The following is a 14,551-nucleotide window of genomic DNA, read 5'->3' as shown; positions in this document are numbered from 1 at the left end:
GATGATGTCGGGAAGCCGGCAATTGTCCTACTTCGAAAGATTCAGAACAACCACCGTCGTCTATTGTCCCTATACCTTGTGCCTATAAATACGTCACTGCGGGAGCGAGGCCGCTCCTACAGGGACAGCAATACACGCATTAAGAGCGCCCCGGTTATGTTTGGCCGAAGGCTTGTGTCATGATGATCCGACCGCAGGTTAGTCGTCCTCTTCCTATATGAATAGATCCTCCGCGTTGCTCCTTGCTTTTGTCTTCCTCAGCGGCTGCCAGGCCATGGCACCCGTGTCGCCGGACGGTACACCGCCGGTGGAGGACAGCACCCCCGCCCCTGAAAAGCCCAAGGTTTATTCCTCGTTCAGTGAAGAAACGGTGTACAGCCTGCTGACCGCAGAACTGGCCGGCCAGCGCAATCGTTTCGATATTGCACTGGATAACTACGTGACCCAGGCCATCAACACCCAGGACCCAGGGATCTCCGAGCGCGCGTTTCGCATCGCCGAGTACCTGGGGGCAGACCAGGCGGCGCTGGACACCTCACTGATCTGGGCGAAAAACGCACCGGACGACCTGGAAGCCCAGAGGGCGGCGGCCATTCAATTGGCACGCGCCGGGCGCTATGACGATTCCATGGTCTATATGGAAAAAGTCTTGCAGGGCAAGGGCGACACCCATTTCGACTTCCTGGCGCTGTCGGCGGCCGACACCGATCAGGACACGCGCAACGGGTTGATGAAGAGTTTCGACCGCCTGCTGCAAAAACACCCGAAGAACAGCCAACTGGTGTTCGGCAAAGCCTTGCTGCTGCAACAGGACGACGAGCCCGAAGCAGCCCTGACACTGCTGGAGAAGAACCCGCCGGAAGACGGCGAGATCGCCCCGATCCTGCTGCGCGCACGTTTGCTGCAGAACCTCAATCGCGGCAAGGAAGCGATTCCGCTGCTGGAAAAAAGCATCAAGAAGTACCCGGAAGACAAACGCCTGCGCCTGACTTACGCGCGCACGCTGGTCGAGCAGGACCGTATGGAGGACGCCAAGGTGCAGTTCGCCAACCTGGTCCAGCAATACCCGGACGACGACGAACTGCGCTATTCCCTGGCACTGGTGTGCCTGGAAGCCAAGGCCTGGGATGAGGCCAAGGGCTACCTGGAAGACCTGATTGCCCGCGAAAGCCATGTGGACTCGGCGCACCTGAACCTGGGCCGCATCGCTGAAGAGCGCAACGACCCGCAGGCCGCCTTGCTCGAATACGCCCAGGTCGGCCCCGGCAACGATTACCTGCCCGCGCAATTGCGCCAGGCCGATATCCTGATGAGCAACGGGCGCGCGGATGAGGCGGAAAAACGCCTCGCGGCTGCCCGCGAGGCCGAACCGGACTACGCGATCCAGCTGTACCTGATCCAGGCCGAGACACTGTCGGCCAACAATCAGGGCGAGCGCGCCTGGAAGGTGTTGCAACAAGCCTTGCTGCAATACCCGGACGACCTGAACCTGCTGTACACGCGCGCCATGCAGGCGGAAAAACGCGATGACCTGGCGCAGATGGAAAAAGACCTGCGCCTGATCATCAAGCGCGACCCGGACAACGCCATGGCCCTGAACGCCCTGGGCTACACCTTGTCCGACCGCACCACACGCTACGCCGAAGCCAAGGTGCTGATCGAACAAGCCCACAAGCTGAACCCGGAAGACCCGGCCGTGCTCGACAGCCTGGGCTGGGTGAACTACCGCCTGGGCAACCTGGACGAAGCCGAGCGCCTGCTGCGCCAGGCACTGGAACGCTTCCCCGACCAGGAAGTCGCCGCACACCTGGGTGAAGTGCTGTGGGCCAATGGCAAGCAGCGCGAAGCTCGACAAATCTGGGCAAAGTTCCTCAAGGAACAACCCGAAAGCGCCATTCTGCGCGGCACCATCAAACGCCTGACCGGATCCGAGACCCTTTAAGCTTATGTTCTTGCGCCACGTTATCGTTTTCAGCTTCATCGCCCTGCTCGCCGGTTGCGCAGGCTTCGGCGCCCGTGAATCCGTTGAGGGCCAGGGCAACCCGGCGCAATGGAAGCAACACAAGGATCAGCTCAGCAGCATCGATGGCTGGCAGATCGAAGGCAAGGTCGGGGTGCGGGCACCGAAAGATTCGGGCAGCGGTACCCTGTTCTGGCTGCAACGCCAGGACTACTACGACATTCGCCTATCCGGCCCGCTGGGGCGTGGCGCGGCCCGCCTGACGGGTCGACCGGGGCAGGTCAGCCTCGAAGTGGCCAACCAGGGCCGTTATGAAGCGACTTCGCCGGAAGATCTGCTGGAACAACAGATCGGTTGGAAGCTGCCCGTCTCGCACTTGGTGTGGTGGGTACGCGGCTTGCCGGCACCTGACAGCAAGAGCCGCCTGAGCCTTGATGGCGACAGCCGCCTGGGCACCCTGGAACAGGATGGCTGGCACGTCGAATATTTGAGCTACGTGCAACAAAACGGCTACTGGCTGCCCGAGCGCATCAAGCTGCACGGCCCCGACCTTGACGTCACGCTGGTGATCAAGGACTGGCAACCGCGCAAACTGGGGCAATAACGTGACAGCACAGAAACTGACCCTGCCCTCCCCGGCCAAACTCAACCTGATGCTGCACATCCTCGGTCGCCGTGAAGATGGCTATCACGAGTTGCAGACGCTGTTTCAATTTCTCGACTACGGCGACGAACTGACCTTCGCCTTGCGCGACGACGGCGTGATTCATCTGCATACCGAATTCGAAGGCGTGCCTCACGACAGCAACCTGATCGTGAAGGCGGCGAAAAAACTTCAGGAACAATCTGGCTGCGCCCTCGGCATCGATATCTGGATCGACAAGATCCTGCCCATGGGTGGCGGCATCGGTGGCGGCAGCTCGAATGCGGCGACCACACTGCTGGGTTTGAATCACTTGTGGCAGCTGGGCTGGGACCTCGATCGCCTGGCTGCGCTGGGCCTGACACTGGGCGCCGACGTCCCGGTTTTCGTGCGCGGGCACGCCGCTTTTGCCGAGGGCGTGGGGGAGAAACTCACCCCCGAATACCCCGAAGAGCCGTGGTACGTCGTGCTTGTCCCGCAAGTATCTGTAAGTACAGCAGAAATTTTTTCAGATCCACTGTTGACACGTAACTCTCCTCCCATTAAAGTGCGCCCCGTTCCCAAGGGAAACAGTCGAAATGACTGCTTACCGGTTGTAGCAAGGCGTTATCCAGAGGTACGTAACGCTTTGAATTTGTTAGGTAAATTTACCGAAGCAAAATTAACCGGCACTGGAAGTTGTGTGTTTGGGGGCTTCCCAAGCAAAGCTGAAGCTGATAAAGTCTCGGCCCTTCTTACAGAGACCCTTACAGGGTTTGTAGCAAAGGGAAGCAACGTTTCGATGTTGCATCGCAAGCTGCAAAGTCTGCTCTAAAAGGAATCGAGTACTGGGTACTCGTTGCAACAGATACAGGGGCGTCGCCAAGCGGTAAGGCAGCAGGTTTTGATCCTGCCATGCGTTGGTTCGAATCCAGCCGCCCCTGCCATTTTCCTATACTCATCCAGGTTACCCTCAGCCTCTAGGTACTGCGCGTGTCCAAGATGATGGTCTTTACGGGGAACGCCAACCCCGATCTGGCTCGACGTGTCGTACGTCAGCTGCATATCCCTCTCGGTGACATCTCTGTCGGCAAGTTTTCCGACGGCGAAATTACCGCCGAGATCAATGAAAACGTTCGCGGTAAAGACGTCTTCATTATTCAGCCGACTTGCGCTCCGACCAACGATAACCTGATGGAACTCGTCGTGATGGCTGATGCCTTCCGCCGCTCCTCAGCGACTCGAATCACAGCTGTAATCCCTTACTTTGGTTATGCCCGTCAGGATCGCCGTCCGCGTTCCGCACGTGTGGCTATCAGCGCGAAAGTCGTGGCTGACATGCTCACCGTGGTAGGTATCGACCGTGTCCTCACGGTTGACCTGCACGCTGACCAAATCCAGGGGTTCTTCGATATCCCGGTAGATAACATCTACGGCTCCCCAGTATTGGTGGATGACATCGAAGACCAGCGCTTTGAAAACCTGATGATCGTGTCCCCGGACATTGGTGGCGTCGTGCGTGCACGGGCTGTTGCCAAATCCCTGGGCGTGGACCTCGGGATCATCGACAAACGCCGCGAGAAAGCCAATCACTCTGAAGTGATGCATATCATCGGTGATGTCGAAGGGCGTACCTGTATTCTGGTCGATGACATGGTCGACACCGCCGGCACCCTGTGCCACGCGGCCAAAGCCTTGAAAGAGCACGGTGCGGCTAAAGTCTTCGCCTACTGCACACACCCTGTGCTGTCGGGCCGAGCGATCGAGAACATCGAAAACTCAATGCTGGACGAACTGGTGGTGACCAACACCATCCCATTGTCCGCAGCTGCTCAAGCCTGTTCGCGTATCCGTCAACTGGATATCGCACCGGTAGTTGCCGAGGCGGTTCGCCGTATCAGCAACGAAGAATCGATCAGTGCGATGTTCCGTTAAGGGTCAAACCAACGGAACACCTCACTGACGAAAAGCGCCCCGCCCCAGCATACTGTTGGGGCGGGGCTTTTTTGCCCATATCGCCTTTAGCGCTGGTCGCAAACGCTGGGGCGAATGTGGTTATTTTGGAGATACAACATGAACGATTTTACCCTGAATGCTGAAGTGCGTTCCGACCTGGGGAAAGGTGCGAGCCGCCGCCTGCGTCGTCTCGCAAGCCTGGTTCCAGCTGTCGTCTACGGTGGCGAAAAAGCCCCTGAGTCCATCAGCATGCTGGCCAAAGAAATTGCCAAACTGCTGGAAAACGATGCGGCCTACAGCCACATCATCGAGCTGAACGTTGGTGGCACCAAGCAGAACGTCATCATCAAGGCCCTGCAACGTCACCCAGCTAAAGGTCACGTGCTGCACGCTGACTTCGTACGCGTCGTAGCCGGCCAGAAACTGACCGCTATCGTGCCTGTACACTTTGTTGGTGAAGACGCTCCGGTCAAGAAAGGCGGCGAAGTTTCGCACGTTGTTGCCGAGATCGAAGTGACCTGCCTGCCGAAAGACCTGCCTGAGTTCATCGAAGTCGACCTGTCGGCTCTGGAAATCGGCGACATCATTCACCTGTCCGACCTCAAAGCCCCTAAAGGCGTTGAGTTTGTTGCACTGGCTCACGGTGATGACAAAGCTGTTGCAAACGTTCACGCTCCACGCGTTGCACCAGAAGCTGAAGAAGGCGCTGCAGAGTAATTCACTCTGTATTGCCGGAGCTTGAGGAAACATCGCGGACCGAAACGTAGCGAGAAAGCGGGCGATAACGCGGCGTTTACTCTTGAGTAAATGATCTTTTGTTGTCCACTTTCGCCGCACACCGGTTGCGGCGATGTTATCCACAACTCCAAAGGAAGGGCCCCTGTCGTGACTGCCATTAAACTGATCGTTGGCCTGGGAAATCCAGGCGCCGAATACGAACAGACCCGGCATAACGCGGGGGCCCTTTTTGTTGAGCGTATCGCCCACGCCCAAGGTGTAAACCTGGTGGCCGATCGCAAATATTTCGGCCTGACCGGACGCTTCTCGCATCAGGGTCAGGATGTTCGTCTGCTGATTCCCACCACCTACATGAACCGCAGCGGCCAGGCTGTCGCGGCGCTTGCGGGCTTCTTCCGGATCAAACCCGAGGAAATCCTGGTGGCCCATGACGAACTGGACCTGCCACCCGGCGTTGCCAAACTCAAGCTGGGCGGCGGGCATGGCGGGCACAATGGCCTGCGCGACATCATCGCGCAGTTGGGCAATCAGAATAATTTTTACCGTCTGCGGCTCGGCATTGGCCACCCAGGCGTTGCCAGTATGGTTTCAAATTTCGTCCTGGGTCGTGCGCCACGCGCCGAACAGGAAAAACTCGATGCCAGCATCGATTTTGCCCTCGGCGTGCTGCCGGATATCTTCGCCGGTGAATGGAACCGCGCGATGAAAAACCTGCACAGCCAGAAGGCCTGACTCTTACCGAGGGGAAACACCATGGGATTCAATTGCGGCATCGTCGGCCTGCCCAACGTCGGCAAATCCACCTTGTTCAACGCTTTGACCAAGTCCGGTATTGCGGCGGAGAACTTCCCCTTCTGCACCATCGAACCCAACAGCGGTATCGTACCGATGCCCGATCCGCGCCTGGAAGCACTGGCGCTCATCGTCAATCCCAAGCGCATCCTGCCGACCACCATGGAATTCGTCGACATCGCCGGCCTGGTGGCCGGTGCGTCGAAAGGTGAAGGCCTGGGTAACAAGTTCCTGGCCAACATCCGTGAAACCGATGCCATCGCCCACGTGGTCCGCTGCTTTGAAGACGAGAACGTGATTCACGTCTCCAACAGCGTCGACCCGAAACGCGACATCGAGATCATCGACCTGGAACTGATCTTCGCCGACCTCGACAGCTGCGAGAAGCAATTGCAGAAAGTCGCGCGCAACGCCAAGGGCGGCGACAAGGACGCAGTGGTCCAGAAAGGCCTGCTGGAGCAGCTGATCGCACACTTCACCCTGGGCAAGCCGGCACGCAGCTTGATGAAGAGCATGGGCGCTGACGAGAAGGCCGTGGTCAAGGGCTTCCACCTGCTGACCACCAAGCCGGTGATGTACATCGCCAACGTCGCCGAAGATGGCTTCGAAAACAACCCGCTGCTCGACGTGGTCAAGGCCATTGCCGACGAAGAAGGCGCGATCGTGGTGCCGGTATGCAACAAGATCGAAGCGGAAATCGCCGAGCTCGATGACGGCGAAGAGAAGGACATGTTCCTCGAGGCCCTGGGCCTGGAAGAGCCTGGCCTCAACCGCGTGATCCGTGCCGGTTACGAAATGCTCAACCTGCAGACCTACTTCACTGCCGGTGTCGAAGAAGTCCGCGCCTGGACCGTCAAAGTGGGTGCTACCGCACCACAGGCTGCCGGCGTGATCCACACCGACTTCGAAAAGGGCTTTATCCGCGCCGAAGTGATTGCCTACAACGACTTCATCCAGTTCAAGGGGGAAGCCGGTGCCAAGGAAGCCGGTAAGTGGCGTTTGGAAGGTAAGGAATACATCGTTAAAGATGGCGATGTAATGCACTTCCGTTTCAACGTGTAAGCGTTACCGCTTCAATAAAAAGCCGATGCACTGCATCGGCTTTTTTGTGGGCGTTCTATTTGTCACCCCGGCCTTCCCCTGCATCTTTAACAAAGATATCGTCAGTGGCCAATTTCCAGCCTGCCCTCAAAAAAATGCATACTTTAAAACCATTCAAAGCATATTTAAGATTTTTCTTACACCACAATTCCCGCCTGCTCCAAATAGAATTCGCACATTAAAAATCTTCTACATCTCACATTCCAAAAAGGCTAACTCAGTTCGAAAACACGATGACAATGCTGCTGTTTTCCGGTTTACTTGCGAGCGCCCACCGCCAACTTAAACTTCAACAAAGCGACAACTGCATTGGAGCACTCGCACTATGTCGGCCCTCAATCAGTATGAACTTATGACTGATATACCTTTCACCGACTGCCCCATCATCGAAACCACCATCAACAATACCGCCCCTCTTAACATCGACATTTTGCTTCTTGGAGAAACCGGCACTGGCAAGGACACCCTGGCACAACGCATTCACTGTTTATCGCGGCGCAAGGGTAACTTCGTCGCGGTCAATTGTGCTGCCATCCCGGAAACCCTTGCCGAAAGCCAACTATTCGGGGTCAACAGCGGCGCCTATACCGGCGCATTACAATCCCGCGCCGGCTTTGTAGAAGCCGCCCACTTGGGCACCTTGTATCTGGATGAGATCGATAGCATGCCACTCTCGTTACAGGCCAAGCTGTTACGGGTACTGGAATCTCGTGGCGTCGAGCGCCTTGGATCGACCCGATCCATCCAGGTCGATATGCGCGTCATTGCCTCGGCCCAGCACGCATTGCATGAAATGGTGGAGCAAGGCACCTTCAGACGTGACCTGTATTTCCGTCTGAATGTCGTCAACATCCACCTGCCCCCCCTGCGTGACAGGCGTGAACACATCATCCCCTTGTTCATGGACATGATCGAGCAGGAGGCCAACTACTTTAAGTGTTCCGCAACACCTCCGCCCCCCGCGTTGTTGCAACAGTTACTGTGCCACCCGTGGCTGGGCAACGTGCGTGAGTTGCGCTCGACCGCCAAGCGATTCGTATTGGGCCTGCCCCCGCTCTCCTCCTCGCTGGCCAATCGACAGAGCACGCCAATAAACCTGAAGGCAAGGTTGCAGCAAATTGAAAAAGCCTTGATAGAGGAATCGCTGCGCCGTCACGCACGCAGTGTCGATAACGTTGCAGCAGAACTCGGTGTTGCCAAACGCACGCTCTACTACCGGATGAAGCAACTCGAAATATCACTGGCGTAGGGTGCCTGGAACGAAGCAGAAGGCATTTCCCACATACGTGTGAGCCTCTAGAGCGACTTAACTCACACGCCAACAGGAAAACTTCATGTGCTTAACCCTGATCAACAACTTTATGAGTTTAATCACCAACATCAAACGCCCCCCGCAAAACGATGCCCCTCCTGACAATGCAAAGTGCTGCAACAAACCACCGGAGCGCCCTTGCTACGAAACAAACAATAACAAAAAGCATATTGAGTATGAATCCATCAACATTGCAATAACACTTGATCGCCCATCGCGAAGCGCATGAACCCCGGTCTCACAAGAAATAATTAAAAACAAATAACTTATTTATATACCGGAACGTTCTTCTTGTCGCTGACCACCTAGCCAATGAGCAACTGCACTGTTGCTCAGAACACTAAAGACAACGAACAAGCGTTGTCCGCACTTCAATCCAGACAAATACGAAGGTAACTCTTATGTCCTCCTCAATACCTACCGGTGGAGTGAGCGCTGGCGCTCAAGCACAACTGGACCGAATCAACGCCGACAAAGAAAAGAAAGTTGTCGAAGAGGCTGCAAAAACCGCTGAGCAAGAACTGACTACAGCAAAAGCGGGCCGCGTAAAATCGTTGAGATTCGCCTAAGTAAGAACCGACCTCCTTTGCCCATCCGGCAGAGGAGGTCTCCACTGCCCAACAGATGCAACAATCGACGCGCTCGCTGGAGGTTCATATGTACACCAACAACGCAGGGGGCCCGGGAAACGGGAACACCATCACTCAGGCTGAAACGCCGGCTGCGCTCGACGGGACGTCCGACAGCAATTTTTTCACCGCGCAACTGAACCTCTCCGAGCGGCCAGGCAAAGGTACCGCGCCCACGGGAATGGGCCTCCCCTTGACCTTGGGGCCTGCTGAGTCTGCGACGTTATCGAAACGAGTGTCCAAGGGGTTTCGGGACATGAGCCTGAACAAGAAAACCAAGGACGCACATGAGTTCGCCCAATCGCTTTCCGAATCGCACGTTAACGTGGTGGCAGGCGTCAAGGTACTCGGCGCAATCGTGAAAGGCGTCGATAAAGTCGCCAGCATGGGGTAGGTGTATGTCCCGCCGTCTAACCACTACGTTGTTTTTTTCATCGGTGTTGCTGCTAGCGGGCTGCGGTGAAAGCGTAGAGCTTCATCGCCAATTATCCGAGCAGGAAGCCAACGAAGTCATTGCGGAGTTGGCAGACAAACAGATCCGTGCCCAGAAAGTCCCGGCAAAAGACGGAGTCATCGTTCGTGTCAGGGCAAATGACATCAGCCGAGCGGTCCGCACGCTTGAAGCCGTTGGCCTGCCTAAAGTGACCCGCTCGACATTGGGGGATATCTTTCGCAAGGAAGGTGTCATCTCCACCCCGTTGGAAGAGCGCGCCCGCTACATCTATGCGCTGTCCCAGGAGCTGGAGGCGACCTTATCGAACATAGACGGTGTCATCGTTGCGCGCGTCCATGTAGTGCTGCCGGAGCGGGTGGCGCCCGGCGAACCGGTGCAACCGGCATCCGCCTCCGTTTTCATCAAGCATGACCCTCGGCTGGACCCCGACAATATTCGCCCCAGGGTACGCAGGATGGTGGCCAGCAGCATCCCCGGCATGACGTCGGCCATCGACAATACGCAAAAACTGACCGTCGTTTTCGTACCGGCGGCAGCCTATCAGGAGCAGCAACAGCTGACCTATCTCGGCCCCTTCCTGGTGCCGGAACAAGACCTCGGGTTCTGGCGTACCAGCGTTACCGCCCCTCTTGTCGCCCTGGTACTGGCAGGCGCTGGATGGGTGATCTGGCGGCGCAGGACAATGCATGCTCCCACCTCAAAACCGGCAATCGATCACGCCCATGAGTGAGGATCTGGCCTGGGTACGATGGTGGGCCTCGCCTTGGAAACATGCCCACCCGGATTGGCGTACTCATGCGGGCGTTGAACAAACAGAGGCGCTTTCACGCAGTCATCACGGCAGGATGAGCCTCCTGTTCGACATCGAACCCGAGCTCCCCCCTGCCCCTTCGCCCGCCTTGCTGCAACTGGTCCTCGCCAGCGCCCCCCAACGAGACCTCGTCTTGGTGTTGGTCAATGAGGTCTACAACGCGCCCAACGACAGCCGCTTGAACCAGGAACAACTTCTCTGGTGCCAGCGCCTGGCCAAGGCACTGGCACCCGACCCGACACAGATGAACATCGACGACCCTTTGCACTACCTGCGCGCATGGGTGGCCCCCGCCATCTGGCGACGATTGCGCTTGAGCTTTGCCCGCCCACGGGTACTTGAAGTCGAGCGGCAGCCCAAGCTGATGGATAGTCAAGGCCGGTTGGACACCCTGTGGCAAGCCGCTCTCTGGCGCGCCACCTCTGCTCCCTTCGATGATGCCCCGCACGCCCCACGCGAGAACTCCCGCCATGTTTTGCGCCCACACGATTGAGCTGCACACCCTCACGCCCAACCTGCCCACGGCGCTGATTCCCAGAGAAATGCTGGCTGACTATGCGCAGGCCCGTCAATTGATCGAACAGGCAGAAGCCCACGCACAGGCACTCACCTGCCAAGCACAGGCAGAGTGCGAAAAAATACTGGAAAGCGCTGGGCATGAGTTCTGGCAGCGCGCCAACGCCCAACTGCATCGTTGGGAATCGGAACGCCAGGCGATGTACGAAAAGCTGGAGCAGGTCGCGACGTCAGTCATAAACACAGCGATCCGAAGTTTCCTGGAAGAAACCCTACCCGCTCAACGCCTCACCGCGCTGCTCAACAAGCTGCTGGATGCCCAGTTGCCGCCGATCAAGGCGAGCTTGCTGTGCAATCCACTGGACCGCGAGCCTGTCGAACAGTGGCTCAGCCGCCATTGCGGTGTGCCTTGGACGCTTCGAGTCGAAAGCACGCTCGCCGCCCAATCGCTGGTCCTGGAAACAGAAGACGGTGGGTTTCACATCAATTGGACCGATACCCTGGACAACCTGGTGACGCCCTCCCCCAAGGCCAATATCAAGTAACGATACGACTTGGCGAGGGCGGGTTGTTTTTTAAAACAAATAAATCGGTGGATGGAACTTGTCACAAATCGGCTGCCACTCAGGGGTAGCCCCAACGAGGAGAAACCCCGATGACGTTTGATGACCGTTTACTCATAAGGCACTACCGGCAGCAGGCCCAGGCCGAAAAGCAGCTCAGTCAAATCAGCGCCGATGTTGATAACAGCGAAGGCGGTGAAGAGGCTCAACGGCTTTTTGAACAGATGATCGAGGTGAAGTCGAACCTGGTGTCCAGTTTTGCCACAAGCTCAAGCTATCTCAGCTACAAGCACGACACGATAAAAGCCGTCATCAATGGTATCCAGTAGTTGCCAGCAAAAACTGGCTGACTGTTTGGCTGGCCGCGAACAGCATGTGCTGCTGTTTGAACAGGACGATGAAGTCAGCGTGCAATGCTCTGAACACCGCGTACTTCTGGGCGTTCAACTGACGCATTCACGCCTCGAACATTACTCGTTGCAGTCTTGGCATCGTCTCGGTCAGTCCAGTCTCGCGCATTTCCAGGGCGCCCTGGCCCTGGCTCCCGCAACCGGCCACCTCTGGCTGCTGCAAGGCCTGCCTCGGGATTGCAGTCAGGAGCACCTGTTGAAATCCCTTGAAGCGCTTTTCAACCAACGCGACACCTGGCGCAGCGTAGTCGCGCGCCTGGCAAGGCCTGGCCCCCCGTCCAGGTCCCTTTCGCTACGTAAGTTGCCGTACTGAAACCGAGAACCTGCCATGCCTAACAAGATCCACAAGCACCCCCGCTTGCGCTCATGCTCGCCCGTTGCAGCCGTAAAACCCACTCAGTGGCGTTGCCTGCTGGCCCTGCCCTTCTTGCTGGCGCCGCTGCACAGCAGCCTTGCCGCCATCCCCCCAGAGTGGAAAAACACCGCCTACGCCTACGAGGCCGAGCACAAACCCTTGCGCGAAGTACTCGATGATTTCGCCCAGACGTTTGGCACGCAATTGCAGATCGAAGGCCTGCTGGAAGGCAACGTCAACGGCAAGATTCGCGCGAATACCCCGCAGTCACTGCTCGACCGCCTGGGGACTGAACACCGCTTCCAGTGGTACTTGTACAACAACACCCTCTACATCAGCACCCTGGACCAGCAGGAGTCCGCGCGCCTGGAAGTGTCGAGCGAAACCGTGGCCGACCTGAAGCAGGCACTCACCGATATCGGCCTTCTCGATAGCCGTTTCGGCTGGGGCGAATTGCCCGAGGACGGCGTGGTGCTGGTGTCCGGCCCCAAGCGCTACATAGAACAGATCAAACAATTCAGCAGCCAGCGCCGTTCTACCGACGAAAAACAGAGCGTGCTGACCTACCCGCTGAAATTCGCCAATGCGGCAGACCGCCAGATCGATTATCGCGGCGAGAAAATGCTCATCCCCGGTATCGCCAGCATGCTGCAGGGCTTGCTTGAGCCCCGCTCTCCCTCAGCTGCCGCGCAGGTTACCCAGCGCCCCTCAGCCGCGTCAGGCGCCCCTGTAATATCGCCCCTGGCCCAGGGCTTTCCCCGGCTCGGCAACCCTCTATTGGGCCAGATGCTCACCCCGCCGACGAGCCAGGCGACCGCCGACCCGGGCATGTCCCTGACCCCGCGCGCACGGGTCTCGCCCGGGCGAATTCGCGTCGAAGCCGATGTGCGCAACAACGCCGTGATGATCTACGACTTGCCGGAACGCCACGCGATGTACCGCGACCTGATCACCCAGTTGGACGTCGCGCGCAAGTTGGTGGAAATCGACGCGATCATCCTCGACATCGAACGTACGCAGATGCGTGAGCTTGGCGTGAACTGGGGGTTTCGCAATGGCAATTTCCAGGGCGGCGTGAACAACATCGCCCCAGGCACCTCGTCGCAATTGGCGATCAATAACCGGGATGGATTCTTTGCCGCTGTCAGGGCGCTGGAGCGGCGTGGCCTGGCGACCCTGGTGTCGAACCCATCCGTCTTGACCCTGGAAAACCAACCGGCAGTGATCGACTTCAACCGCACGCAGTACCTCACGGCCGGCTCCGAAGTGGCAACCATCCTGCCGATCACCGTGGGAACCAGCTTCCAGGTGGTCCCACGGGTAATCACTTCGCGTGGCAGCCATCAGATCCACTTGGCGGTCGATATCGAAGACGGCAATTTCGACGAATCCAACCCCAACCGCATCGGGCCCGATGTGCGCAAGGGCGCGGTCAGCACCCAAGCGGTCATGGCCGAAAAACGTTCGCTGGTGGTGGGCGGCTTCCACGTCACCGATAACACTGACCAGCTCAACAAGATTCCCCTGCTGGGTGATATCCCGTTGCTGGGCAAGGCGCTGTTTTCGTCCACTGAACGCAAAAACAATCGACGCGAGCGCCTGTTCATCATCACGCCCAGGGTCATTGGCGACCAGGCCGACCCTTCGCGCTACTTGCCCCAGGCCGATCAGTTGGAACTGCAAACAGCCCTCAAACCACTGGCACGACGCATGACGCCCCACGCACCGGAAATCAAGCGCAACGACTTGATCCATGCCATGGCCACACTCGTCACCGGGCAAGTCCCCAAAGCCTTCAAGGCGACCCCGATGCCACTGGGCCTGGATACCTTGTGCACCACCCGTGACCTGCTCGCACTCAATACCGAACGCAGCCAATGGTATGTCGGCCCGCAATTCAACGTCGCCGTCGTGGTACTGCGCAACCAGTACGACCGCCATGTGCGCATCGATGAGAAAGAGTGCAGCAATTCGCAGACCCTGGCAGTGACCGCCTGGCCGCGTGCCTGGCTCAAACCGGGTGAAGAAGCGGAAGTGTTCATCGCCATGCGCCCTGTGGTGAAAGACGAACACATTGGCGTTTCTCGTCCCTCGTTGATCGCACCTAACGGAAAGAAACCAGAATGACTCGCCTACTCTCCAGCTTTACATTGATCAGCCTGGTGCTGTTTGTCGCCGGTTGCACCCCCACCTGCCGGGGTGACTCGTGCTCACGTCCACAATCGAGCGCCGACAAGATGGTGATCTGGTGGCCGGAACACATGCGTGTGCAACCCGGCCCCTCCGGGGAACGTTCGGATCACCAGACGGTTTCGCTGGAACGATGACCCCT

At 57.8% G+C, this 14,551-nt stretch carries 17 protein-coding genes and 1 tRNA gene; 17 read left to right on the top strand and 1 reads right to left on the bottom strand.

The features are described from left to right. Positions 1-217 precede the first annotated feature (217 nt). The 15 genes from AC1Q6I_RS19815 (at position 218) to AC1Q6I_RS19745 (ending at position 11,783) form a co-directional block, all read left to right on the top strand. Entirely contained in the window at positions 218-1,942 is a 1,725-nt protein-coding gene (locus AC1Q6I_RS19815; protein WP_024073298.1) for a tetratricopeptide repeat protein, read from the top strand. Between the two features lie 4 nt (positions 1,943-1,946). Further along, complete coding sequence (lolB, locus tag AC1Q6I_RS19810) at positions 1,947-2,564, top strand: lipoprotein insertase outer membrane protein LolB (protein ID WP_024073297.1); 618 nt, start codon at positions 1,947-1,949, stop codon at positions 2,562-2,564. A gap of 49 nt (positions 2,565-2,613) precedes the next feature. Next, entirely contained in the window at positions 2,614-3,417 is an 804-nt protein-coding gene (ispE, locus tag AC1Q6I_RS19805) for a 4-(cytidine 5'-diphospho)-2-C-methyl-D-erythritol kinase (RefSeq protein WP_206379620.1), read from the top strand. A 37-nt stretch (positions 3,418-3,454) separates the two neighbouring features. Continuing rightward, positions 3,455-3,529: transfer RNA gene (locus AC1Q6I_RS19800), tRNA-Gln, on the top strand. A 46-nt stretch (positions 3,530-3,575) separates the two neighbouring features. Then, entirely contained in the window at positions 3,576-4,517 is a 942-nt protein-coding gene (locus AC1Q6I_RS19795) for a ribose-phosphate pyrophosphokinase (RefSeq protein WP_003208392.1), read from the top strand. A gap of 138 nt (positions 4,518-4,655) precedes the next feature. Beyond that, positions 4,656-5,255 carry a 50S ribosomal protein L25/general stress protein Ctc gene (locus AC1Q6I_RS19790; RefSeq protein WP_024073295.1) on the top strand — a complete coding sequence of 200 codons (600 nt, stop codon included), beginning with the start codon at positions 4,656-4,658 and terminating at the stop codon, positions 5,253-5,255. A gap of 168 nt (positions 5,256-5,423) precedes the next feature. After that, positions 5,424-6,008, top strand: a complete 585-nt coding sequence (gene pth, locus AC1Q6I_RS19785) for an aminoacyl-tRNA hydrolase (RefSeq protein ID WP_010213318.1) — start codon at positions 5,424-5,426, stop codon at positions 6,006-6,008. A 21-nt stretch (positions 6,009-6,029) separates the two neighbouring features. Then, positions 6,030-7,130, top strand: a complete 1,101-nt coding sequence (gene ychF / locus AC1Q6I_RS19780; RefSeq protein ID WP_024073294.1) for a redox-regulated ATPase YchF — start codon at positions 6,030-6,032, stop codon at positions 7,128-7,130. A 364-nt stretch (positions 7,131-7,494) separates the two neighbouring features. Further along, a complete protein-coding gene (locus tag AC1Q6I_RS19775; protein WP_024073293.1) occupies positions 7,495-8,418 on the top strand; it encodes a sigma-54-dependent Fis family transcriptional regulator in 924 nt (307 codons plus the stop codon). Between the two features lie 464 nt (positions 8,419-8,882). Further along, complete coding sequence (locus tag AC1Q6I_RS19770; protein ID WP_024073292.1) at positions 8,883-9,050, top strand: hypothetical protein; 168 nt, start codon at positions 8,883-8,885, stop codon at positions 9,048-9,050. An 88-nt stretch (positions 9,051-9,138) separates the two neighbouring features. After that, positions 9,139-9,504, top strand: coding sequence for a hypothetical protein (locus AC1Q6I_RS19765; RefSeq protein ID WP_024073291.1), 366 nt, complete (start codon positions 9,139-9,141; stop codon positions 9,502-9,504). Positions 9,505-9,508: 4 nt separating this feature from the next. Then, complete coding sequence (gene sctJ / locus AC1Q6I_RS19760) at positions 9,509-10,294, top strand: type III secretion system inner membrane ring lipoprotein SctJ (RefSeq protein ID WP_024073290.1); 786 nt, start codon at positions 9,509-9,511, stop codon at positions 10,292-10,294. Beyond that, positions 10,287-10,868 carry a type III secretion protein gene (locus tag AC1Q6I_RS19755; protein WP_102624912.1) on the top strand — a complete coding sequence of 194 codons (582 nt, stop codon included), beginning with the start codon at positions 10,287-10,289 and terminating at the stop codon, positions 10,866-10,868. The genes sctJ and AC1Q6I_RS19755 overlap by 8 nt, the downstream gene beginning before the upstream one ends. Then, the gene (sctL, locus tag AC1Q6I_RS19750; protein ID WP_102624913.1) at positions 10,846-11,436 is read left to right on the top strand and encodes a type III secretion system stator protein SctL; all 591 of its coding nucleotides are present in this window, start codon (positions 10,846-10,848) and stop codon (positions 11,434-11,436) included. Before AC1Q6I_RS19755 ends, sctL begins: the two co-directional genes overlap by 23 nt. Positions 11,437-11,546: 110 nt before the next feature. Next, positions 11,547-11,783 (top strand): hypothetical protein, encoded by a 237-nt coding sequence (locus tag AC1Q6I_RS19745; RefSeq protein ID WP_024073287.1) that lies wholly within the window; start codon positions 11,547-11,549, stop codon positions 11,781-11,783. Here the strand turns inward: AC1Q6I_RS19745 and AC1Q6I_RS19740 are convergent. Next, a complete protein-coding gene (locus tag AC1Q6I_RS19740) occupies positions 11,767-11,910 on the bottom strand; it encodes a hypothetical protein (protein WP_024073286.1) in 144 nt (47 codons plus the stop codon). The two genes, AC1Q6I_RS19745 and AC1Q6I_RS19740, sit on opposite strands and share 17 nt — an antisense overlap. 282 nt (positions 11,911-12,192) lie before the next feature. On the opposite strand from AC1Q6I_RS19740, the gene sctC reads away from it, so the two are divergent. Together sctC and hrpT are read left to right on the top strand one after the other, a co-directional pair. Beyond that, positions 12,193-14,346, top strand: coding sequence for a type III secretion system outer membrane ring subunit SctC (sctC, locus tag AC1Q6I_RS19735; protein WP_024073284.1), 2,154 nt, complete (start codon positions 12,193-12,195; stop codon positions 14,344-14,346). Further along, a complete protein-coding gene (hrpT, locus tag AC1Q6I_RS19730) occupies positions 14,343-14,546 on the top strand; it encodes an HrpT family type III secretion system protein (RefSeq protein WP_024073283.1) in 204 nt (67 codons plus the stop codon). The genes sctC and hrpT overlap by 4 nt, the downstream gene beginning before the upstream one ends. The last annotated feature ends 5 nt before the right edge of the window (positions 14,547-14,551 follow it).

Source organism: Pseudomonas sp. MPR-R2A5 (assembly GCF_058793055.1).
This window is presented reverse-complemented; position numbering and strand designations above follow the sequence as displayed.

Excerpts from the sequence above, each read along its gene's own strand:
- AC1Q6I_RS19815 (WP_024073298.1), top strand. The coding sequence starts at position 218 with ATGAATAGATCCTCCGCGTTGCTCCTTGCTTTTGTCTTCCTCAGCGGC.
- sctJ (WP_024073290.1), top strand. The coding sequence starts at position 9,509 with ATGTCCCGCCGTCTAACCACTACGTTGTTTTTTTCATCGGTGTTGCTG.
- AC1Q6I_RS19775 (WP_024073293.1), top strand. The coding sequence starts at position 7,495 with ATGTCGGCCCTCAATCAGTATGAACTTATGACTGATATACCTTTCACC.
- AC1Q6I_RS19740 (WP_024073286.1), bottom strand. The coding sequence starts at position 11,910 with ATGCGTCAGTTGAACGCCCAGAAGTACGCGGTGTTCAGAGCATTGCAC.
- hrpT (WP_024073283.1), top strand. The coding sequence starts at position 14,343 with ATGACTCGCCTACTCTCCAGCTTTACATTGATCAGCCTGGTGCTGTTT.
- sctC (WP_024073284.1), top strand. The coding sequence starts at position 12,193 with ATGCCTAACAAGATCCACAAGCACCCCCGCTTGCGCTCATGCTCGCCC.
- ispE (WP_206379620.1), top strand. The coding sequence starts at position 2,614 with ATGCTGCACATCCTCGGTCGCCGTGAAGATGGCTATCACGAGTTGCAG.
- AC1Q6I_RS19770 (WP_024073292.1), top strand. The coding sequence starts at position 8,883 with ATGTCCTCCTCAATACCTACCGGTGGAGTGAGCGCTGGCGCTCAAGCA.
- AC1Q6I_RS19745 (WP_024073287.1), top strand. The coding sequence starts at position 11,547 with ATGACGTTTGATGACCGTTTACTCATAAGGCACTACCGGCAGCAGGCC.
- lolB (WP_024073297.1), top strand. The coding sequence starts at position 1,947 with ATGTTCTTGCGCCACGTTATCGTTTTCAGCTTCATCGCCCTGCTCGCC.
- sctL (WP_102624913.1), top strand. The coding sequence starts at position 10,846 with ATGTTTTGCGCCCACACGATTGAGCTGCACACCCTCACGCCCAACCTG.
- AC1Q6I_RS19755 (WP_102624912.1), top strand. The coding sequence starts at position 10,287 with ATGAGTGAGGATCTGGCCTGGGTACGATGGTGGGCCTCGCCTTGGAAA.
- AC1Q6I_RS19765 (WP_024073291.1), top strand. The coding sequence starts at position 9,139 with ATGTACACCAACAACGCAGGGGGCCCGGGAAACGGGAACACCATCACT.
- AC1Q6I_RS19790 (WP_024073295.1), top strand. The coding sequence starts at position 4,656 with ATGAACGATTTTACCCTGAATGCTGAAGTGCGTTCCGACCTGGGGAAA.
- ychF (WP_024073294.1), top strand. The coding sequence starts at position 6,030 with ATGGGATTCAATTGCGGCATCGTCGGCCTGCCCAACGTCGGCAAATCC.